A 21,796-nucleotide genomic window follows, 5' to 3' on the forward strand; every position below is an offset into this window, starting at 1 on the left:
CCATCCACGCTTGAGCTTGGCCAACCGAGCAACCGCCCGTTGAATCCCTTCCCCTCACCATGATCGAAGTCGACCACCTCACGCGGATCTTCCGCACCTACAAAAAACAGCCCGGTTTCTGGGGCGGCGTGAAAGGCCTGGTCAAACGTGAATTTGAGGAGTTGGCGGCCGCCAACGACATCTCGTTTTCCATCAAGGAAGGCGAGTTCGTTGGTTTTCTCGGTCCCAATGGCGCGGGCAAAACGACGACGTTAAAGATGCTGGCCGGCTTGATTTATCCGACCAGCGGCAGCGCCCGCGTCGCCGGCTTCGACCCCACCAAACGCGAGAACGCCTACCGCCGTATTTTCGCCCTCGTCCTCGGCCAGAAAAACCAACTCTGGTGGGATCTTCCGGCGATCGAATCCTTCCTGCTGCTGCGCCACATCTACGGCATCCCGGCGGAGCAGTATCAGGAAACCTTGGACGAACTCGTCGACCTGCTCGATGTGCGCCCCAAACTCAACGTCATGGTGCGCGAGTTGTCTCTCGGCGAGCGCATGAAAATGGAACTCATCGCCGCCTTGCTCCACCGTCCGCGGGTGCTGTTCCTCGACGAGCCTACGATCGGACTCGATGTCGCCTCCCAGCGGGCCGTGCGCAGTTTTCTGCGCGCTTACAATAAACGTTACAAGGTCACGATCCTGCTCACCAGTCACTACATGGCTGACATCCAGGAGCTGTGCGACCGCGTGATCGTCATCCACAAGGGGAACAAGATCTACGACGGCGACCTCAACCGCCTCGAAACCGGCTCGGCCGGCACGCGCCAAAAAATCATCACGTTCGTGCCCGACCTCAACAGCGCCGAAAGCGCCGGCCGGGTGGCGTTTCCCGCCGACTGGCAATCGGCGTTTGGCGCAACCACGCGGGACGAAGTGGGCAAGTTCCACTTGCGGGTTCCCGGTCCCCGGGTGGCCGAGGTCTCACAAGAGATTCTAAATCAGGGCCCGGTCGCCGACATCACGATCGAGGATGTCCCCCTCGAAGACGTGATCGCGGACCTGTTCGAGCGACACTAACCACCCATGCATCACGGTTCTACCTTCCCTCGACTCGCGGTATTGCTGGTCCTGTTGGCGCTCGCATCGAATTCCGTCGTCGCCGCACGACTGCAGCTCGCCGCGTTTGCCCGCCGACACGAAAGCGCGGCCTCCGATCGCTCCGTCACCACATTTGTCGTGCGAGAAGGGAAGTTCAGCTGGGGTGAAACCGAGGGCACTGACCTGAAGAGCGTCCCATTTGACGAGGTTGCCAACGACATCGCGGCCGCACTTTCAAAACCGAACTTCGTGCGAATCGAGGACTCGGAGGCAGCCGATTGGCGGATCGTAATTCATCGCGGGCGCACGAGAGGAGGAACCCAAGCCTTGAATCCTCCTGATCCGCTGAATTCCGGCACACCCGAAATCATTTCAGTGCCCATTCCGCCCCAACACGGCACCTACCACATCCGCAAAGCGACAGATCCCGGACACTCCGTCTATTATCGCTCGATTCCGCTTCGGAGCTCCCGCGTCGCCGCGACTCTCGGCTTTCGTGATCTCTTCGAAACCCAGGAGCACGAGCTCAATCACCCCGCGGTCGAAGAACGCATTAGACGTCTCTTTCGCGAGCTCTCCAAGGATCGCTACTATATCATCGTCGCGGCTTACGACTGGTCCGCGATGAAGCGGGACCACGACCGGGGGCTGTTGTGGGAAACCCGACTCAGTGTCGATGCGGCGGACTTGGCATTCGCCGACTGCTACCGCGCGATGATCGAAGGTGGAGCCCGTTACCTGGGCGGAACCACACGCGGCCGCTTGGTGCGTCGCAGTGTCCGCCTCCCGTAGCGTCCCGCCGGACACGACAGGGAACCCCACCCAAGGCCACGGGTCCGAAACGGTTCATGCCCGTGAACTTACCCTCAAAGTCTCTGCTGCTCGTTCTCGGGCCACTGCTCTTCTCCTCCACCTCGCTCGGCGCAGAAAAAGCCAAACTCGTCACCTTTGCGCAGACGCACGATGGCTACCACTACGACGCCACGGCAGCCACCCCGGCGGCGGAGCGCGCCACGTTCATCATCGCCGAGGGAAAGTTCAACGTCGGCGGTCCGTCTGATGCGACCCTCGATGCCGTGCCGTTTGAAACATTGTCGCGCAAACTGGCGATCGCTCTCAGTCGCCGGGGTTACGCTATGGCGCGCAACCCGGATCAAGCCGATTTGCTCATCCTGGTGCATCGCGGCCGCACCAATCCCCGCGGGGTGACGGAACATTCCGGGTCTCCACTCGACACCGCCACCGCCGGTAGTTCCATCAGCCGTGGCGGTGGTTTGGTAACCGCCCCCGGCAACCAGCCGATGGTAGGTTTTTCGAGCGGGGGCGGAGAAGTTGTATCCACCGATGGAAACCTGAAAACCATCGCCGCCGGACTCGGCTGGCTGCCGCAGTTGGAGAAAGTGGAATACGAACTCGGTAATGTCGCGACGGATGGACGCTACGAGAGACTTGTCGAAGAGCTGTCGCAGGAACGCTACTACATCGTGCTCGAGGCGTTCGACTTTGCGGCATGGCGGAAAACCAACGCATTCACGCGGCAGTGGGAAACACGTTTGAGCTTCCTCGCCGAACGCCAGTCCTTTGCCGAGCGTTACGCTGCCATGATCAAAGCAGGCACGGAACACTTCGCCCGCGACACCCCGGCAGCGCTGGACCGTCGCTTTGTTACGATCGATTGAGATTCATCCGTCCCGCGGGACGATTACCTCGACTCCCCCACAATCCCCCACTCATGAGCAAACTCACCTCCGCCGCCCTAATCGCCATCAGCTTGTTGACCATGGGGTCCGCGTTCGCGGCCGAACGGGCCAAAGTGGTCACGTTCTCCAAAACCTACGGCGGTTACCAACACGTCGATGACCCGGCCTCGCCCGATTACGGCAAGGAAACGTTTGTCATCGCCGAGGGACAATTTCACCTCACCGGAGAAGACAACGATTCGATGACCTCCGTAGCTTTCGGAGAACTCGGGGCCATCGTCGGAAGTTCTCTCCGGCAGCAGGGGTTTTCGCCCGCCGACAGCGAGGACACGGCAGACGTGATCATCGTCGTGCATCGCGGTCGCACCGCGCCCGAAGCAGAACGCCTGAACTCCGGCCAGGAGCTCAATCACACGCCGCTGGCGCCGATGGCCGGTCCGGTCCAACCCGTGCAGCCCGGGGTGATAACCATCAACCGTTCGTCCGGGGTGACGGCAGGGCCCGTTATTGTCAGCGGCGGTAATTTTGAGCAGATCGCCCGAATACTCGGCTTTGCCCAGCGCTTTGCGGATCTCGAATACGACCGGGGCAACCGGGCGACGGACTATCGGTATGATGAAATCGTGGAAGAGCTCTCGCAGCCGCGCTATTACATCGTCCTGGGGGCCTATGACGGCCGCGCCCTGCGCGCCAACAAACGTAAGGTGTTGTTGTGGGAAACCCGGCTGAGTTTTCAGGCTGAAAAGATTTCGTTCGCCGAACGCTATGCAGCGATGATCAACGGAGCCGCCCGATTTTTTGGGCAAAATACGCCCGCCGCGCTCGATCGCCGATTCGTCACTATCGACTGATGTCGAGACTCCGCCCACCTCGGCGCTGACGCACCACTCAACCTCGGAGCTCGTCGCGGAGTGATTGAATGGTATGGGCCGCCTTGCGCGCCGCCTCGGCGATCTCCGCGGCATCCAAGCTGGCAGACACCGAGATTTGATCGAGTTCAAGTGCCGTCAGGGTCGACTCCGCGCGTCGCGCGTCGTGAAACGATCGTTCGCCTCGGCGGCGCTTCAGCTCGTGCATCAATTTGAACAACGTCTCCATCAGACCCACGTGGAGCCAGCGTTGCGCCGCCCTCAGTTCCCCACGAGCCAACTTACTTTCGATCGAGTGCAGATCTACGCGGGCAAGTGCCGCCAGATTCTCGACCTCAACTGCGGGGATTCTCGGCTCCGGCACTTCCGCCACCACGCGAGCAAAAAAGTTCTCCCACACGTTTCCGCCTTTAATCACACGATGACCGCCTCCCATGGTAAGCACAATATCACCAAACTGACGCCGGATTTTGGGCCGCCTACGGTGCATCCCCCATGTCAACAAGAGGCGGGCCTTGCGCATCATCTTCAAGGGCACGATCACCAGGTCGATCGCGTCGTCATCGCACAATATCGAAACTTTTTTAACACCGCCAAAGGCGTCGCGCACCGCCCACGCCCGGAGCGAACCCTGCTTGATCACCGGGATAATCCAAGCGGGCGTCGTCAACTCATCCGGACGGGAGGTGATGACCTGCAGATCCATGTCCGAATACTGGTCCGCCTCGTTGCCGCCTTCGCGGGTCCGGGAACCGAACATGATCACCGCCGCCACATCCGCGCGTCGATCCAACTCCCCAATCAGGGCATCCGCCGTCGCGCCCATGGTCATTGCCAGCGGCGAACGGAAATCAGGATTTCGGTGCCCGCTAATCCCGGTCCGGCGTGGATTCCTCCCCCGTGTAGGCGGATCACTTCCTTGGCGATGAACACCGTCAGCCGCCCTTGATTAGGGGTCTCATCGGGTCCGGCTTGAGGCAAAATGCCTTCAAGCTCCAAGCCCGAACCTCGGACTGAAATCAGTCCGGTCTTTTCATCCCCCTGCCCCGTCGAACGCAATTGGAGCGACAACCGATTCTCGGGGTCCGCTGGTTGATTGTGCACCACGGTTTCGGCCAGAGCTTCGAGCGCAAAAACAATCAACTCGTCCACCAACAAGATCTCCACCGGGTCGGGTGGCAGGTCGACATGAACGTCGAGTCGCTGGCCGATTGATCCGAGCAGCGAACGTAGATCGGTGGCTTCCGCCGACATCTCGGTCAGATTGGCCAAATGCACCAAATCACGATTCAACCGCTCGAGCCGTGACACATCCTCGACGATGGTTTCGACCAATCCCGACGGCACTTTGTCCACCTTTCCCGCTTGGCGGAGTGTCGACAGGGAAACCAGCGCGTTGCCGATCTCATGATTCAGAGTCAGCGACAAATCGCGCAGGAGTTCGAGTCGTCCCTGCCTTTTGTCCTGCACCTGATCTTCGATCTCCGCACTGGCCTCATCCCAAAAAACCCACACCCCGCCGGTCTCGGCCACGATCCCGGCCGCGGCCCGGAAGGGTTGTCCCGCCGAAGGTCGAAGTTGTTGGGTGTCGCGAAGCTGGCGGGCTTTTCCGGCCAGCGACCTGACGACCAGCGGAACCTGACGGGGCGGTTCTTCATCGGGTCCCAACATCAGGGTTTTCGGCAGATACCGATCACCCAGCAGCGTGTTTTCGTAAAACCGATCCAACCGCGCAAAGTGGTGATGCTGGCTTATGAACTGTCGCAACAGTCGCGCTACATGCACGGCGCGCGCCTTGTCCGACTCCGTGTAGGGTTGGCCATCATCACGCACCCCACACGCGATGATACCGATTAGGTGCCCGTTGTCATGCAAGGGCACCAACAGACGCGCGCCCCACAATGCCATGCGGTTTCGCACCGCCATCTCTGAAAGCGGGTCATCCGGAGACGGCCAGGCAATACCGTCCAATACGACCGGATGCGAAGAGAGGTAACGAATCAACGGATCCTCGACCGGACAATGAGAAGAGCCGCGGTCCGCGCGGAACTGATTCTCTTCGCGCAGGAAAAAGACGGTGTGCGATGCCCGCAGCAGGTGACGCGAAGCACGCCGAAACTCCGCCAGGAGTCGTTCCCGCGAGCCGATGTTTTCCACGGCTCCCTCCAGAAAATCCCACATTTCCGGTCCACTGTTGGAGGTTTGCTCCACCGGTGAAAACGGATGTCGGCTGGCCTCGGATCGACGATTCTTTTCCGTCATCAGATCCAACACGGCACCTCGTTCCGCCACTTCCTCGAGCAAGGGAAGAAACTCTCCGAGCCGCTCCCGGCTTTCTTCATAACTCAGGCAATGCCGCGCTTTCTCGGACGATTTCAGCTCCTCGTAAGCATCGGAATGCGGACGGCCGACCACGAGCAACGGGCAACGTTCGAGAACCTTGGGAAATTGCTCGATCAACATTGCGTCGAAAACCACGACGACGGACACCCCCGACGGCAGGGAATGATAGGCGGCGACCTGCTCCAACGTTAACAACGGACGTCCCGCTGGAACGTGAGCGCTCCAAGCGTGCAATAGAGAGAGGTCTTCAGTGGCTAGGAGGAAGGAGGCGGGCACGGCAGAGTGATACGGAAAACCGCACCGCGATCGGCTTCATAGGGATCGAGTGCGATGGTGGAGTCGAGACTGGCAAGAATGTCACTACAAACAGTCAGGCCTAAGCCAAACCCATTTGATTTCGAAGAGTGAAAAGGGTCGAACAAATGCGCCCGCGAGTTGTCGGGAATTCCCGGGCCGTCGTCGGCCACGGAGAGTTCCACGAATTTGCCGGCGCGTCGCGTGGCGATGCAAACCACCACTGGTAGTTCGGGGGAAATTTCCTCCTGAGCCTGCACGGCGTTGAAGCAGAGATTCAGGATCACTTGTTTCAAACCATTGGCGTCACTGAACACGGTGTCGGGGGCAGCGGTGAGTTCGGTGCGAATCTGCACATTACGACTCGAGACCCGCGCAGATACCAGATCGATGCTCGCGCGCACCAATTCATGCAAGGCCACCGTCGAGCGCTGGAACGCCCGCGGCGCGGCCAAATCCAGCAACTGTTCGGTGAGGCGATCAATGCGCGCTACTTCCTCGCCGATGAGTCGCGAAAATCGTTCGCGAAAATTCGGATCATCGTAGTGCTTCGGCAGGAGTTGCGCGAAGGTCTTGATTGAAACCAAGGGATTGCGAATTTCGTGAGCCACCCCTGCTCCGAGTAGGCCCACCGTCGCCAATTGTTCCGCGCGCTGCGCCTTGGCCAACAGCTGCGTCCGCGAAAGCGCACTTTCAAAAATCGAGGCCAACTCCCGCAACTGCACGATTTCCGGGTAGGTGAACGGGCGGCGCGACGGCCGAAGTCCCACGCCCACCACCAGGGTGAGCGCCGAGCTGCGCTCCATGACCACCGCTCCCAAATCGTGTTCACGGAGAAAGGAGGCGAGCCTCAATCGGGCCGGAGTCTCCCGCTCGCGCACCAGTCTCTCCGGCGTGGCCCAGATCACTTCCTCCAGCGCGGCGAGGAAAAGGTCATCGGCCTGCACCGAAATGCCGTTGTCGCAAAACTTGTCCTCATCCTCGATCAACAGAATCGCGTGATCGGACTGCCCCCAACCGTTCAGGATCGAGTGAAACCGTTTGCGCAAACTGTCGGTATTGATCTCGGATTGCGCCGCTTGAAACGCCGCCGTGCGCGCCTGTATCGCATTGGGGTAACGCAGCAACCACTGATCCAGTCGCCCTCCCAGCCAACCCGCAAAACTCAAGACCACCGCAATCGTGAGACCGAACACAATCGTGGACGGCAGGTAGCGCCCGGCCACTTCACTAAACGCATAGGCACCCGCGACCACGAAGAGCCACAGCAGCGTCTTCTGCGCAGCCGTGAGCAACAGATGTCGGGCGTCGAAAATGCGGTGCGTCGTGATCGCGATCGAGGTCCAACCGAAAAACACCAATACGACGATCCCCTGCAAATTGATCGGCATTTTAAACAGCGTCCGGGCCAACATCAGCAGAAGCACGCACAGCGATGCTCCGCTGCCTCCCAGCAGCCACACTTGCAATTCCAAACGCGGCAAACCGGTGAGCGACCGAATGCGGGTAAACGCCCGAATACAGAGCGTCAGATAAAGTGAGATCAGTCCCCCGATGTAGACGTAATAACCGATCCCATACACCCGCTTATCATCTGTGGAGTAGCTGGGGATGAAGAGATCCGTGAAACAGATGATGGCCAATCCCAGCGAGGCGCCCAACCACAGCCAGCCCCGATGTCGCCATCCCTGGCTCGGCCCGGTGGCCGAGGACGTGATCGCTTCTTTCACCAGCCATAAACTCAGGGGAATAAAAGCTCCAATCGCTGTGGTCAGTCGCAGCCACGGAAGACCCTTCTCCGACGCAATCGTCACCGTCACATGCAAGCTGCTCAACCAAAGGGCCGCGATCAGCGAACAGAGCGCGACCATTTGATTGGTCCGACGCACGGGATTCGCCCACAATATACCCGTTCCCAAAACGAGAACAATGCCTCCCGTAATGAGTGCACTGGTTATTTGCATCTGGACACGACCAACGAGGTATTCATTCCGGCGATTCCGTGAGCATTGATAATCACGTGGTCGTGATTGAAATACTCCAAGTTGGAAGAAATCCTCAACGGACAGCCCGGATCAGGGAACTCCCAATTTACGGAAGGTGGCACATATTGTCCCCGCAGCCCCAGCGCCGAGGCCGCCGCCTGCATGGCGGGGGCGCCCCCCAGGGCATTGCCCAAGGCACCTTTGATGGAGTGTGTCAGAATTTCATCCGCGCGGCTGCCGAACACCTTTTTGATCAGTCGTGCCTCCGCCGCGTCGATCGTGGTATGACCCGGCGCCCACGCGTTTATCACGTCGATGTCGTCCGCACGCAATCGGGCATCGGCCAACGCATCCGCCATGGCGGCTTCCATGCCACTGCAAACATCACCCACCGTGTCGTTCGCGAAGGCGTAGCCATCGACGAAGCAGTAACCCGGTCGCGGGCTGTCTTCCGGCTCCAACACAAACATCGCGGCACCTTCACTCACGGTGCCGGTGGTGCGCCACAGGTCGAACGGCCGACAATGCTCGGCGGCATTGTCCCAAGTGGAGGGCGTGAGATTCACCCGACGAAACTCCAACAGCGGGTGCTTGAACAGGGGCGCCTCCGATCCTCCCGCGATCACCACATCCGCTTCACCGTTGGCCACCATCGCCGCCCCGCGACCAATGGCGTCGAGGCCGGAGCAACAGGAACTTTGCACGGCCAAGGATCGCGCATTCACGCGCAAAGCTTCGGCGATGGCCGACCCCACATTGGCGACACTCACCGTATAGATGAGCCGGGGAATGATTCCCTTCACGCCCTTCTCCGCCACTGACTCCAGTTCCCGGTTGATTCCTCCGAAATCCATGATCGAAGTTCCCGTGATCACAGCAGGATTGGCCCGCTGAATTTCACTGACCTCGATCCCCGCATCCCGCACCGCCAAAACTCCGGCGATCGCTCCGAGCAGGGAATGTCGAGCCAGGTGATTCGGAAGTTCGCGCCGATTGACCAGACGACTGATTTCGTCGTCGTCGACTTCCGCCGCGATAAAGGGCCCCCAATCCGGCCCCAGCCGGTCAAATCGCTTTATCCGACTGATCGACTCTTGAATACCCGCCTCAAAGGCGGCCCGGCCAATGCCAGCGGGCGTCACCGGCCCTACGCCGGTGACTTTCACACGACGACGTCTCATTTTACGGACGGAAATACCAATCGAATCGTGGTGCCCTCGCCGGGCTCCGACTCCACTCCCATGGTCGCACCATGAGCCCCCAATAGATGACGGCATATACTCAATCCCAGACCCGTGCCGTGGGGTTTTGTCGTGAACCCGCCCTTGAGCGCCTCCTTGGCCACCGTCTCGTCCATGCCTTCCCCATTGTCTTTCAATTCAACTTCGACGCTGTCGGCTCCGGTCCTGACATTAATACGCAATTCCGTGGCGCCGGCTTCCAGCGCGTTGCGTAGCAGATTTTGCAATACGCGAGCCAATTCAAACCGCGCGCCGCGCACCACGGCCTTGTTCACCCCTTGAATCGAAATCGCCTGATTCCCGAAGAAGATGACCTTTTTCACCTCTTCAGTCAGCGCCACCAAATCAACATCGGCAAACTCGCTGGATTTACGCGTGGTCTGCCGCCAATTTTCCGCCAAGTGATGGCAATACTCCGAAGCTCGCTCGATAATTTCTGAATACTCTTTGATGCGTTCGCCGATCTCGGGATTGGTTTGTGCAATCGAATCGGCTTCATCGGTCAACAGACCCGAATACCCGATCATGACCGTCAACGGATTGGCCAGATCATGGACCAACTCCACCGACGCCCGACCCTGCCAGACCGAAGACTGCGTCTCCGACATCTCGCGCTTCAATTTATCGAGCATGAGGCGCGACGACAAATTCGCCTTCGCCTCTTCCCGCCGCACGACCGTGCCCGACGCCTGCCGCCGCACCGCCGAAAGCAGTTCTTCGATATCGGGCGGCTTGCGCAGATACTGATTCGCGCCGCCGACCATCGCTTGTTGGGCCGTCGCCAATGTGCCGTAACCCGTGAGCATCACGACCGCCACTTCCCGATCCAATTCCCGAATCTTGGCCAACGCTTTGATTCCGTCCATTTCCGGCATGCGGATGTCGAGGATGATCACGGCAAATGACTCTTGTTTGATCTTCGCCAAGGCCTCCGCCGCCCGTTCCGCCGTGTCCACGTCGAACTCCGTGCCAAGCGTGAATGCTATCGACTCGCGCGGGCCATATTCGTCGTCGACGACTAATACCCGGGGCCGGTCAATTTGCGTGGAAGTTTCGATCGCAGTTTCCGTAGCCATGGTTAACATAATGTGCGCTCCCTTAAGGCAGAAGTGGGGCAAACCAAGAGTCTGTTTACGCACCCGAAGAGATGCGCAGCCGAAAGCGGGAGAGCGGAAGTGTTTGCGAGGCGGCTCTGGCGCTGTCAAGTAGCGCAACAGGCACTCATTTGCAGTAACGCTGCATTCGCACCCTTTACATGGATTTTACCATAATTTTTACGATTCTGGCCGTCATTTTACTAGGGTATTTTACCCTGTTTCAACGTGGCCGCTTAATACTGCTTCGTTCTCAGAATGAACGTGATAGCATGGAGATCGAGCGTCTGAAATCGGAGCTGACGACGACCCAAACGGCCTACGAAACGGCCCGTCAGGCCCAGGTCCTGGCGGATCAAAAACTGGCTGCGTTGACCGCCGAATCCGCCACTCGTTTGCAAGCCGAACGCGAACGTTTTACCGAACAGGAATCGCGCACCAAGCAACACCTCGCCGACCTCGATAAAATGCGCGCGACCATGCAAACGCAGTTCGAGGCCGTCGCCGGCAAACTCCTCGACGAGAAAACGCAGAAATTCACCGACCACAACAAGGCGCAGGTCGATGCCCTGCTCCTCCCACTGCGGCAGCAAATCAAAGAATTCCGCGAACGCGTCGACACCGTCTACAAGGGCGACACCGAAGATCGCGCCGCACTCAAAACCCAGATCGAACAACTGCGGCAGCTCAACACCCGCATCACCGACGAGGCCCACGCCCTCACCCGCGCGCTCAAAGGGCAGGCCCAGACTCGCGGGGCGTGGGGTGAATTGGTGCTCGAACGTCTGCTGGAAAGTTCCGGTCTGCGGGCCGGCGAGGACTACACCACCCAGACCTCGATGACCAACGACGACGGTCGTCGCCTCCGCCCCGATGTCATCGTGCGCCTGCCCGATGAACGCCACCTCGTCATCGACTCCAAGGTCTCCCTCGTCGCCTACGAGCAGTTCGCCAACGCCACCGAGGACGACCTCCGCGCGTCCTCGCTCAAAACTCACGCCACCGCCGTGCGACGCCACGTCGACGAACTCTCCGGCAAACGCTACGACGACATGGGGCAGCTCAACACCCCCGACTACGTGCTCATGTTCGTCCCCATCGAACCGGCCTTCACCGCCGCGATTCAAGCCGATCCGGCCCTCTACGAATGGGCGTTCGACCGCCGCGTGATTCTGGTCACCGCCCCCACCCTGCTCGCCACCCTCAAAACCATCGCGTCGTTGTGGAAGCAGGACAAACAGACCAAAAACGCCCTCGAAATCGCCAAGCGCGGCGGTCTGCTATACGACAAATTCGTCGGCCTCTACACTGATCTGGAAAATATCGGCCAACATCTCGACCGCACGCGATCCAGCTACGATGACGCGTTGGGCAAGCTGCGCGACGGCCGCGGCAACCTGCTCGGCCAAGTCGACGCATTGCGTGAGCTCGGCGTCAGAACGCAAAAAAACCTGCCGACCTCCGACGAGTCAGCCTGAACCTTCGCGCCCGGCCTTCCCGCGCCGCCGGCTAATTCAACTCCCCGAAAATTCGCCGCGCGGCTTCGCGATCAAATTCAAGTCGCTGCGGTGGTCGATCCGTCGTCTCCAACGTGACCCGAGTCGTCGTGGCGGCTTCGGTCGCATCGTGGGCGATGAAACGCACCGTCACCGTGGTCGGGGCGGCCATGAATCCCTGCGCCGTCACCGGCACCTTGATACGTTGCGGCGCCAGCCCCACCAAGCGTCGGTCGACCAACACCATCGCGTCGGCGTCCGTGGCGATGACGTTAATCTCACGATGTAGTCCGGCCGTCGGTGACCCCAATTGAGCTGCGATCGGCTGCGCGATTTCCGCCCGGGTTCGCTGCGACGTTCCACAGCCCAGCACCATAAACACCTTGAGGAGCAAGAGCCCCACCATCACGGATCGCAGCCAGCGGTTAGTCGTCACGCGCTCCGAGACCGCCGCCGCCCCTCCTGAGTTCCCGGAATTCTGCGAAGCCGCAACCTAGCCTCGCGTTGGCGTCGGAGTTCCTCCCAGCATGATTCGCCATGCCTCGCTACATCGCCTTCCTTCGTGGAATCAATCTGGGGCGGCGGCGCATCAAGATGGACGCACTCCGGGCCGTGTTCGAAAAACTCCCGGTCACCGATGTCGCCACCTACATCGCCAGCGGCAACGTGCTCTTCACTTCCACCGCGCGCAGCGCGACGGTCTGGCAAGACACCATCGCCGCGCATCTCGAGAACGAGCTGGGATATGCGGTCAATACCATCGTGCGCACGCGGGCCGAGCTCACCGCGCTCGTCGCACAGGCGCCCCTCGGTGAACTGTTCTGCGATCAGCCCCATGCCAGCACGCAAGTGACGCTGTTTGCCGCCCCGGTCACCTCCGAGATCGTGACGAAACTCGATGGTTTCCGCACCACGACCGATGCCTTCGCCGTGGTGGACCGCGAACTCTACTGGCGGTGCGCGACCAAACTCACCGCGTCGACCGTGTGGAAAGATACCAAAATCAACCCCCACCACTTCCCCACTGGCACGACCCGAAACCTGCAAACGCTGCAAAAACTCGCGGAACTTTACCCGGCATGAGCTCCACCGCGCTCCCGCCGGTGCCCGGACCGACCCAGCGGCTGGTCTTTCGCCACCCACATGACGAGCATGCGGCCTTCTTTCTGAGCCTCCTCAACGATCCGCTCTTTGTTCGATTCACCGGCGACCGTGGCATTCGGGATTTGGCCGGTGCCCGCGGCTATATCGCCAAACTCGCCGCTCACCGCCAACGGTGGGGCTACGGCTTGGATGTCATCGTGCTCCGCGCGACCGATGAGCCCATCGGCGCTTGCGGCTTCGTGCGTCGCGCAGAACTCGACGCCCCCGATATCGGATTTGGCTTTCTCGCCGCGCACCACCGCCAAGGCTATGGTTTCGAAGCGGCCGCCGCGACCATGCACCACGGCCGCACCACCCTGGCACTCGACCTCATCCTCGGCATCACCCAACCCGACAACACCGCCTCCATCCGGCTGTTGGAAAAACTGGGCCTCCGTCTCACCGAATCCCGAACCCTCCCCGGGCTCGCCCGTCCCCAATTCGTTTACTCCACCGACCCGACCCGTTTGTCACCTAATAGGTGACAAACGGGTCGCGCCAGCGCGTTGCGAAACTCAGCCCTCAGTCGTCCGACACCCGCCCGCGGCGTTGTTTGATCGAGCTGCGATGACGTTTGTCGGCGACCATGCGACGTTTCTGCGCGGGAGATTTGGTGCGTTTGCGACGGCGTTCCTTCTCGCGCGCCGCCAACGCCTGGGCGCGAGCGGCATTGCGCCGGGCCTCCAATTTTTCGCAAAGAGCCAGCCACGCCAGCCGACGATTTGCGACTTGGGAACGTTCCTCCTGCCGCCGCACTTCGATGCCGGAAGAGCGGTGGCGCAGCACGACCGTGGAGGAAACCTTGTTGATTTTCTGCCCGCCCGGGCCGGTTCCGCGCACAAATTTTTCCTCCACATCCTCGGTCGTAACGCCCAGGGCGGTCAGTCGCTCATCGATTTGGGTTGGTAAATCCATGGTCCGGTCTTTTTTCTGCGCGAAACCTACACGCAGAAGTCGAGTCAAACTCACCTCACCTCAGTTTCGCAACGTTTACGACATGATCAACGGATCCACCTGGTCTCAAAATCTCCGCGCTGAAATCGGCAAAGCCGTCATCGGCCAAGACGCCGTCATCGAGCGACTCCTCGTCGCCCTGCTGGCCAATGGCCACGTTTTGCTAGAAGGCATGCCCGGTCTGGCCAAGACCTTGCTGATCAAATCACTCGGCACCGCCCTCGGCGTGCAGTTCGAACGCATCCAATTCACCCCCGATTTGCTGCCGAGCGACGTGGTCGGCACGATGATTTTCCAACCCAAGACCGGGGAATTCACCGCCCACCGCGGACCGATCTTTGCCAATTTGGTGCTGGCCGACGAAATCAACCGCGCCCCGGCCAAGGTGCAAAGCGCGCTGCTCGAGGCCATGCAGGAGCGCCAGGTCACGATCGGCGGCACGACCCATCCGTTGCCGAAACCGTTCTTCGTCATGGCGACGCAAAATCCGGTTGAGCAGGAGGGCACCTACCCGCTGCCCGAGGCCCAGGTGGACCGTTTCCTCTTCAAACTCCTCGTCGACTACCCGGATGCCGACGAAGAGGCGCTCATGATGGAGCGCTGGGGTCAGGTGACCAAGGCACCGGAGTTGCAGGCCGCCTCCAGTGGTGCCGAGTTGCTGGAACTGCGCAACGCCGTCGATCAGGTGCACGTGTCCCCGGCCGTCCAGGGCTACATCCTCGCCCTCGTGCGCGGCAGTCGAGCGCTCACCGTGCCCGACGCCAAGGGATACCATTTACTCAGTTTCGGCGCTTCGCCCCGCGCCTCTCTGGCGCTCTATCAAGCGTCCCGGGCGCTGGCCTGGTTGCGCGGGGAGGACTTCGTTTCGCCCGCTCTGGTGCAGGACGTCGCGCACGATGTGATGCGTCACCGCGTCGGCTTGACCTACGAAGCCGAAGCCGCCGAACAGACGCCGGACAAAATCCTCGCGGAACTCATTGCGAAGACTCCCGTCCCGTCGGTTTGAAAATTTTTTTCGTTCTCGTTCCCGCCATCGTTCTCGTGCTCGAAACTCACCATGAGTCGGGGTCGGGGTTAAGAACGAGAAACGAGCACGATTAAGCGAACGACTCTTCCTTTTCCTGCCATGCCACCCGACGCCAACGAACTCGTCACCACCTCCGCCCTCGCCCTGTTGCGGCGTCTGGAGTGGCGGGTGCGTCACGCCGTCGAAACCGTGCTCAGTGGCGAATATCGTTCGGCCTTTCGCGGTCGCGGCATGGAATTCGATCAAGTCGTGCGCTACGAATTCGGCGACGACGTGCGCGATATCGATTGGAATGTCACCGCCCGGCTCGGTGAACCTTATCGCAAAAAATTCGTCGAGGAACGCGAGATCACCTTCATGGTGCTGTTCGAGGATTCGCCGAGCCTGCAGTTCGGCTCCGGCGCCCAGTCCAAACGCGAAGCCCTGCTCGAACTTGCCGGACTCGTCATGATGCTCGGGGCCATCAACCGGGATCGCGTCGGCTGTATTCACGCCACGCCCGACGGCTACAGCTTTCACGAACCGATGCGCGGTCGCGGCGCCATCATGCACACTGCCGCGACCCTCGTCGGCAGCACCGCCCCCGACGTCAATGAACCGCGCACCGTCGAGATGCCCTGGCGCCTGTTGGCCAAGGCCGCGCCCAAGCATTCGATTCTTATCTGGCTCGGCGATTTCCCGCCCCGCCAAGTGCCCGACGGCTGGAGCGTCATGACGCGACGCTATCAGCCCATGGGCTTTCGCGTCGACGACCCGTGGGAACGCGAGCTGCCCACCGGCGACCGCTTCGCCGCCTACGATCCGACCAGCGGACAACTCATCACGCTCGACGGCAGTCGCGCCGAACGCACCGCCCACGAGAAATGGCGCGCCCAACGCGAGGAACAGTGGACGTCGCTGTTTCCCGATCCACTCAGTCGCCTCGTGGTCGGCACCGATGAAAGCCGACTCGACGCCCTCGTGCGCTTTTTTCACACCCGGCTTCGAGCCATGTAGCCCACCATCACACCGATGATTAACTACACGCTCCACGACCCGCTTTGGTTTCTCGCGCTGCTCGCCTTGCCTCTCATTTTTTGGCTGCGGCAACGGCGCAAGTTACCCGTGCGGGTGGTCCCGTTTGCGGCGGCGTGGCATCGCCCGTCGGCCGTGAGCGTATCTCGCTTTCCCGTCGTGATCGCGGTGTTGGGTCTGGTGTTGCTCGTCACCGGTTTGGCCCGGCCTCAGCGCGTCGAGGATCGCCGGGAAGTGCGCCAGCAGGGTTACGATCTCATCCTAGCGGTCGACTTGTCCGGCTCGATGTTGGCCGAGGACTATCAACGCGCGGGCAAACGCATCAACCGTCTGCAGGCGATCAAACCCGTCATCACCGCATTTATCAACGAGCGCCCCGGCGACCGCATCGGCATCGTCGTGTTTTCCGGCCGCGCCTACACGCTCGCTCCGCTGACCTTTGACCACGACTGGCTGGCCAAACAGGTCGAACGCCTGCGCATCGGCATGATCGAGGACGGCACCGCCCTCGGCGATGGACTGGGCGTGGCATTGTCCCGCCTGGAGCAGGCCGACAAGACGACCGACAACCAACGTCAGGGCGCCTTCGTCATCCTCCTGACCGACGGTGCCAACAACCGCGGCGCCCTTGATCCCATCGACGCCGCCGACATCGCCCGCAGTCGCGGCATTCCGGTTTATACGATCGGGGCCGGCCGCAACGGGCTCGTTCACTATCCGCGCATCGATCCCAACACCGGCCGCACCATGGGCTACCGCCAGATCGTGTCGGAACTTGATGAGACCACCTTGCGCAAAGTCGCCGACCTCACCGGGGCAGAGTATTTCCCGGCCGACGACAGCAACACCATCGAAGCCGCCTTCAATGCGATCGACCGCGAGCGGAAGATCGAGTTCGAAGCCAAATCCTATCTGCTCGCGGACGAACTTTTCATCTGGTTCGCCGCGCCCGGCGCCACGTTATTGTTGATCGCCGCTGGTCTGGCCGCGTCCAGCCGTCCGGGGCGTCGTTCCACCGCCGAGATGCTCTCCACCGCATGACCTTTCACTGGCCCCACGCTTTTTGGCTGCTGCTGCTGCCGGTCGGTTTCGTCATCGCGGAACTCACGCGGCGCGTGCGCTCCGTCAGCGCGGCGCATCCGAAAATCATGCGGGCCGAAGCTTCGCCCGCGGGACTAAGTTTGGTGGCCCCGACCGCCCGCCACAGTGGCCCCCGCGTGCGCTGGCGGCTGTGGCTCGGGCTTGTGCTGGTCATCGTCGCTTTCGCCCGCCCCCAATACGGTGAAATCGAAGAACCCGTTTTCGAGCAGGCTCGTGAAATTCTCATCGCGGTGGATCTTTCCCGTTCGATGCTCGCGCCCGATGTCGCCCCGTCGCGACTCGAGCGCAGCAAACTGCTCATCACGAGTTTGCTCGAACGCCTCGAAGGCGAACGCGTCGGCCTGATCGTATTTGCCGGCACCGCCTTCCTGCAGAGCCCGCTCAGTGCCGACTACGAGATTCTGCGCGAATTTCTACCCGCTCTCACGCCGGATTATTTGCCGGAAGGCGGCACCGAATACGCGGCCCTGCTCGACACCGCCCTCGACGCCTTCAGCGAGGAGAGCGGCGCGGACCGCTTTTTGATCGTGCTCAGCGACGGCGAGTCACAAACCGAGGCATGGCAGCAACGCATCGATGCCATTCGCGAGCGCGACATCCGCGTGCTCAGCCTCGGCATCGGCACCGCCGACGGCGCGATGTTGCCCGATGGCGCGGGAGGTTTTGTCAAAGACGAGCGCGGTGCCGTCGTCCTCTCCCGGCTCAACCACACCACCCTCGAAGAACTCGCCCGTCGCTCCGGCGGGATGTATCGCGACGCCAGCGCATGGGTTGATCTCGCCGACCTGTTGCGCCAAACCGTCGAGGCCGGTCAACAAGGTGAATTCGTCGACAAAAAGAGCGCTCGGCGCATCGAGCGTTTCCAATGGGCGCTGGCCCCGGGACTGCTGATTCTACTGTGGTGCTTGTGGCGCGAATTCCCGGTGCAACCTCGCCAACGCGCCATGACCATAAAACCCAAACGCGCCGCCGCCAACACCCTCGGACTCGGATTGTTTATCGCCGCCACCTGCGCACCCGCCCCGGAATCGCACGCAGTGGAAATCGCGCAGCCCCCCCTGCCGACCGCGCCGCAAAGTGGGCACGACACCCCGCCCGAATCACCGAACTTCGAAGCACCCCTCAACGAACTGATCACGCGTCTCGCCATCCAGCCAGCCGTGGCTGCGACCGAATATGCGGAAGTCGCCGACCACACTCTCGCCTACGGCCACGGCGTGCTCAGCGCCGGACAAAAACCTCAACCGAGCGTCGTCTACGATGCCCTCGACGCGGTCGATGTCGGCGAAGGCCTGGACGCGAACGCCGCCGATTGGCCCACCTTGCGAACGGAACTCAAAAAACTGCTCGAAGACTCCGAGCAAAATCCCGAAGACCAAGACCAAGGCGACGAGGGCGAAGACGGAGACGAAGGTGAAGATGGCGACAAAGGTGATCAAGGCGACCAGGGCCAGGACGGCGACCAAGAAGAAGATGGGGACAAAGGAGAAAACGGTGATCAAGGAAAGGACGGCCAATCCGGCGAAAACGGCGAATCCGGTGAGTCAGGCGACCAAGAGGGCGAAGGCCAGGAAGGCGACCAACCACAGGATCCTTCCGAACAAAACGGCGACAACCCCAACGAGTCCGGTCAGTCCCAGGAGGATCGCACCCAACAGCCGTCCGAGTCCGCGTTTGGTGATCTGGACGAACCCCAGGAAGCGCCCGAGCCGCGCCAGGCTGAGCCGCAACCGCGCGATCCCGGCAGCCAAAAAATCGGCGGACAACAGACCCAGAGCAACGAGGCCCAGCAAAATCCCGAACTCGCCGTGCCGCTGCAAAAACTCGATCAATTGAAGCAACAGGACTCCCCTGCTCAACTCTACCAACTCATGCAAGATCCCACAGCTCAGCCGCCCAAGACCGGGCGCGATTGGTGACCATGCGCTGCCTTCGTTTCATTCCTCTCCTGCTCGTCATCGCCCTCCCCGCGTGGGCGCAGTCGGTGCGCTGGCAGCCCGCCGGCGGCTTCCTCGCTCGCGGCCAGGTCACCGACCTCGTTCTCATTTTCGACAACTGCGAACCGAGCGGCGAAATCAACCTGCCCGACGTGCCCAACCTGATCTTCGGCCCCCCTCAACGCGGCACGCAGTCCTCGATGAACATCGTCAACGGACGCACCCAGAGCACGAGCATCGTATACTTCGCCTACCCCTCGCGCCCGCGCAACGACGACCCGGTCAACATCCCGTCCTTCACGGTGGCCACCAACGTCGGCCCGCTTTCCGTTGCCCCCGTTTCATTCCAGGTGCGCGAGGCCACCGTCGGCGATTCCTCCATTCCGGTTTCCTTCGCCGCCAATTCCAAACTGGCCATCGGTCAGGGTCAGCTCTGGGCCGGCGAGGTCGTGCCCATCGACTACACGCTCAGCGTTTCCGCCCGTTTCCGCGCCAACCTCGGCTCCGAGCCGGAATGGGACCCCACGCCGCTCATCGTGGAGGAATGGGCCGAGCCCACCCGGGGCAACGAAGGCACCAACGCCGACGCTCGCGCCCTGCTCACGTATTCGTCACGCGGTTACATTCGCCAGCCCGGCACCTACGCCATTCCCACCGTGCAACAGATGGTCAACATCGGCGTGCCTTCGGCCGGCTTCCTTCAGTCCATGCGCGCCGAGCAATACGCCATCACCAGCGATCCCGTCCAACTGGTGGTGCGACCGTTGCCCACGCCCGCCCCCGCCGATTTCACCGGGGCGGTCGGCGATTTCCGCCTCGTATCGAAAGTCGTGCCCGAACAAGCCCGCATTGGTGAACCGGTCACGTGGACCCTCTCCCTGGAAGGCACCGGCAACTGGCCCGAGATATCCAGCCTGCCCGCCCGTGAAGCGTCCAATTCCTTCCGCGTCGTGCAACCCCAGGCCACGCGCACCACCGCCGAGGGCAAGCTCTTCGACGGATCAATTACCGAGGATGTCGTCCTCATTCCCACGCAAACCGGCACGTTCAAACTCGGTCCCGTCTCCTGGACTTACTTCAACCCGCGCACCGGCAAATACCGCACGCTCACCGCCCCGGAAACCGAGCTGCTGGTCGACGGCACGTTGATTCCTCCCCCGCCCAACCAAACTGCAGCCGCCTCCGGCAACTCCCCGCCGCCGGACGTCGCCAACGGGCCGAGCAGCGGTCCGGCACTGGGAAACCCGACCCGACCCGAACCCGCGCCGGCCTCACCCGCCGCTCTGCCAGGCGATCCGCTCCCGGGATCAGCCGCCGCCATGCGCCCGCTGCGTCGTCCTCAAGTCGTCGCGACCGCCATCACCCTCGCCGTCCTGATTCCCTTGCTCTGGCTCACCCTGAGTTCACTCCGAGCATTGCGCCTCGACCCGGGTCGCTCCGCGCGAGCCGCGCGCCAGCGTCTCAAATCTCGCATCGATGCCGTCGGTCGCACGTCCGCAAAACCCGACCGCGAGATCGCCTTGATCGCTTGGCAACGTGACACCGCCCTGCTCTGGGAATCCCGCCATGCCGCGCCCGCGCCTGATCTCTTCGCCGACGATGCCGCCTGGACCCAGCTCTGGCACGAAGCCGACCGCGCGCTTTACGGCGAGGATGGTCAACTGCCGCCGGATTGGACCACCCGCGCCTACGAGGCGCTCGCCCGGAAACGCGCTCCCCGTTTTCCCGTGCTCAGCGCCTTGGCGCCCCGCCATCTCTTTCCCGCCATCGCCGTGCTCATCGCCCTGAGCTTCTCGCCCGATGCCGGCGCCACCTCGGCGGTTGAGTCCTACGCCGCCGGTGATTTCGCCGCCGCCGAGACCGCATGGCGCGAGAACCTCAGCACTCAACCCACCGATTGGATCGCCCATCACAACCTCGCGCTCGCGCTCGCCCAACAGGGCCGCTGGGGCGAAGCCGGCGCCCATGCCGCCGTGGCGTTCGTGCAAAACCCGCGCGACCCGTCGGTCCGTTGGCACCTCACGTATACGCTCGAACGCAGCGGCTTCACCCCGCCGATCATCGGTGAATTCGCCCACCCGGGATGGCCCGAAAAGATCGCCCGGGAAGCCTCCCCCGCCCAATGGCAACTCGTGTTACTCGGTGGCCTGTTGGCGGGCTGCATCGCCATCGCCCTCGTATTGGGCCGCGCCTACGGGATGCGGATGGGTGGATCGAAATCCTTGGCCTGGCTCGCCGGCATCATCGGCGTGTTCGCCATGGTGACCGCCGCCTACAGCCTGCAAACCTACGGACTCACCGCGAATCAGCAGGCCGTGCTCACGTGGCGTTCGACCGAGCTACGTTCGATTCCGACCGATCTCAACAGCGAACAGGAAACGACCACCCTCGCCGCCGGCTCTCTCTCCCGCGTCCAAAAATCCTTCCTCGGCTGGCGTCAACTCGCTTTCCCCAACGGTCAAACCGGCTGGGTGCGCCAAGAAGAACTCGTCCCACTGTGGCGCGCGGCTGAGTAG

General features: G+C 61.7%; 19 protein-coding genes. 12 read left to right on the forward strand and 7 right to left on the reverse strand.

Annotation, left to right across the window (positions count from 1 at the left end):
• Positions 1-59 precede the first annotated feature (59 nt).
• From PXH66_RS11595 to PXH66_RS11610, 4 genes are all read left to right on the forward strand, one after another.
• Positions 60-1,061 carry an ABC transporter ATP-binding protein gene (locus PXH66_RS11595; protein WP_330931651.1) on the forward strand — a complete coding sequence of 334 codons (1,002 nt, stop codon included), beginning with the start codon at positions 60-62 and terminating at the stop codon, positions 1,059-1,061.
• A gap of 6 nt (positions 1,062-1,067) precedes the next feature.
• Positions 1,068-1,874: a hypothetical protein gene (locus PXH66_RS11600; RefSeq protein WP_330931652.1), complete on the forward strand. Its 807-nt coding sequence runs from the start codon at positions 1,068-1,070 to the stop codon at positions 1,872-1,874.
• A 62-nt stretch (positions 1,875-1,936) separates the two neighbouring features.
• On the forward strand, positions 1,937-2,761 hold the full coding sequence (locus PXH66_RS11605) for a hypothetical protein (RefSeq protein ID WP_330931653.1): 825 nt from the start codon (positions 1,937-1,939) through the stop codon (positions 2,759-2,761).
• A gap of 53 nt (positions 2,762-2,814) precedes the next feature.
• The gene (locus tag PXH66_RS11610) at positions 2,815-3,633 is read left to right on the forward strand and encodes a hypothetical protein (RefSeq protein WP_330931654.1); all 819 of its coding nucleotides are present in this window, start codon (positions 2,815-2,817) and stop codon (positions 3,631-3,633) included.
• Between the two features lie 37 nt (positions 3,634-3,670).
• On the opposite strand, the gene PXH66_RS11615 is transcribed toward PXH66_RS11610, so the two are convergent.
• The 5 genes from PXH66_RS11615 to PXH66_RS11635 form a co-directional block, all read right to left on the reverse strand.
• Positions 3,671-4,426, reverse strand: a complete 756-nt coding sequence (locus tag PXH66_RS11615; RefSeq protein WP_330932372.1) for a hypothetical protein — start codon at positions 4,424-4,426, stop codon at positions 3,671-3,673.
• Positions 4,427-4,479: 53 nt separating this feature from the next.
• A complete protein-coding gene (locus tag PXH66_RS11620; protein WP_330931656.1) occupies positions 4,480-6,270 on the reverse strand; it encodes a GAF domain-containing protein in 1,791 nt (596 codons plus the stop codon).
• Positions 6,249-8,177, reverse strand: coding sequence for an ATP-binding protein (locus tag PXH66_RS11625; RefSeq protein ID WP_330932008.1), 1,929 nt, complete (start codon positions 8,175-8,177; stop codon positions 6,249-6,251). Before PXH66_RS11625 ends, PXH66_RS11620 begins: the two co-directional genes overlap by 22 nt.
• A 65-nt stretch (positions 8,178-8,242) precedes the next feature.
• Positions 8,243-9,454, reverse strand: a complete 1,212-nt coding sequence (locus PXH66_RS11630; protein WP_330931658.1) for a beta-ketoacyl synthase N-terminal-like domain-containing protein — start codon at positions 9,452-9,454, stop codon at positions 8,243-8,245.
• Positions 9,451-10,590, reverse strand: coding sequence for an ATP-binding response regulator (locus PXH66_RS11635; protein WP_330931659.1), 1,140 nt, complete (start codon positions 10,588-10,590; stop codon positions 9,451-9,453). Before PXH66_RS11635 ends, PXH66_RS11630 begins: the two co-directional genes overlap by 4 nt.
• A gap of 290 nt (positions 10,591-10,880) precedes the next feature.
• Between PXH66_RS11635 and PXH66_RS11640 the strand changes: the two genes are divergently transcribed.
• Entirely contained in the window at positions 10,881-12,086 is a 1,206-nt protein-coding gene (locus tag PXH66_RS11640) for a DNA recombination protein RmuC (protein ID WP_330931660.1), read from the forward strand.
• Between the two features lie 31 nt (positions 12,087-12,117).
• Here PXH66_RS11640 and PXH66_RS11645 read toward each other — a convergent pair whose 3' ends face one another.
• A complete protein-coding gene (locus tag PXH66_RS11645; RefSeq protein ID WP_330931661.1) occupies positions 12,118-12,540 on the reverse strand; it encodes a hypothetical protein in 423 nt (140 codons plus the stop codon).
• A 101-nt stretch (positions 12,541-12,641) separates the two neighbouring features.
• On the opposite strand from PXH66_RS11645, the gene PXH66_RS11650 reads away from it, so the two are divergent.
• Positions 12,642-13,187, forward strand: a complete 546-nt coding sequence (locus PXH66_RS11650; RefSeq protein ID WP_330931662.1) for a DUF1697 domain-containing protein — start codon at positions 12,642-12,644, stop codon at positions 13,185-13,187.
• Entirely contained in the window at positions 13,184-13,732 is a 549-nt protein-coding gene (locus tag PXH66_RS11655) for a GNAT family N-acetyltransferase (protein ID WP_330931663.1), read from the forward strand. The genes PXH66_RS11650 and PXH66_RS11655 overlap by 4 nt, the downstream gene beginning before the upstream one ends.
• A 37-nt stretch (positions 13,733-13,769) precedes the next feature.
• Here the strand turns inward: PXH66_RS11655 and PXH66_RS11660 are convergent, their stop codons facing one another.
• Entirely contained in the window at positions 13,770-14,162 is a 393-nt protein-coding gene (locus PXH66_RS11660; protein ID WP_330931664.1) for a peptide chain release factor family protein, read from the reverse strand.
• A gap of 82 nt (positions 14,163-14,244) precedes the next feature.
• Between PXH66_RS11660 and PXH66_RS11665 the strand changes: the two genes are divergently transcribed.
• The 5 genes from PXH66_RS11665 (at position 14,245) to PXH66_RS11685 (ending at position 21,796) form a co-directional block, all read left to right on the forward strand.
• On the forward strand, positions 14,245-15,207 hold the full coding sequence (locus tag PXH66_RS11665; RefSeq protein WP_330931665.1) for an AAA family ATPase: 963 nt from the start codon (positions 14,245-14,247) through the stop codon (positions 15,205-15,207).
• Positions 15,208-15,327: 120 nt separating this feature from the next.
• The gene (locus PXH66_RS11670; protein WP_330931666.1) at positions 15,328-16,224 is read left to right on the forward strand and encodes a DUF58 domain-containing protein; all 897 of its coding nucleotides are present in this window, start codon (positions 15,328-15,330) and stop codon (positions 16,222-16,224) included.
• A 15-nt stretch (positions 16,225-16,239) separates the two neighbouring features.
• Positions 16,240-17,283: a VWA domain-containing protein gene (locus PXH66_RS11675; protein WP_330931667.1), complete on the forward strand. Its 1,044-nt coding sequence runs from the start codon at positions 16,240-16,242 to the stop codon at positions 17,281-17,283.
• On the forward strand, positions 17,280-19,262 hold the full coding sequence (locus tag PXH66_RS11680) for a VWA domain-containing protein (RefSeq protein ID WP_330931668.1): 1,983 nt from the start codon (positions 17,280-17,282) through the stop codon (positions 19,260-19,262). The genes PXH66_RS11675 and PXH66_RS11680 overlap by 4 nt, the downstream gene beginning before the upstream one ends.
• Positions 19,263-19,264: 2 nt before the next feature.
• Positions 19,265-21,796 carry a BatD family protein gene (locus PXH66_RS11685; protein WP_330931669.1) on the forward strand — a complete coding sequence of 844 codons (2,532 nt, stop codon included), beginning with the start codon at positions 19,265-19,267 and terminating at the stop codon, positions 21,794-21,796.

It is taken from the genome of Synoicihabitans lomoniglobus (assembly GCF_029023725.1).
GTDB classification, from domain to species: Bacteria; Verrucomicrobiota; Verrucomicrobiia; order Opitutales; family Opitutaceae; genus Actomonas; species Actomonas lomonigloba.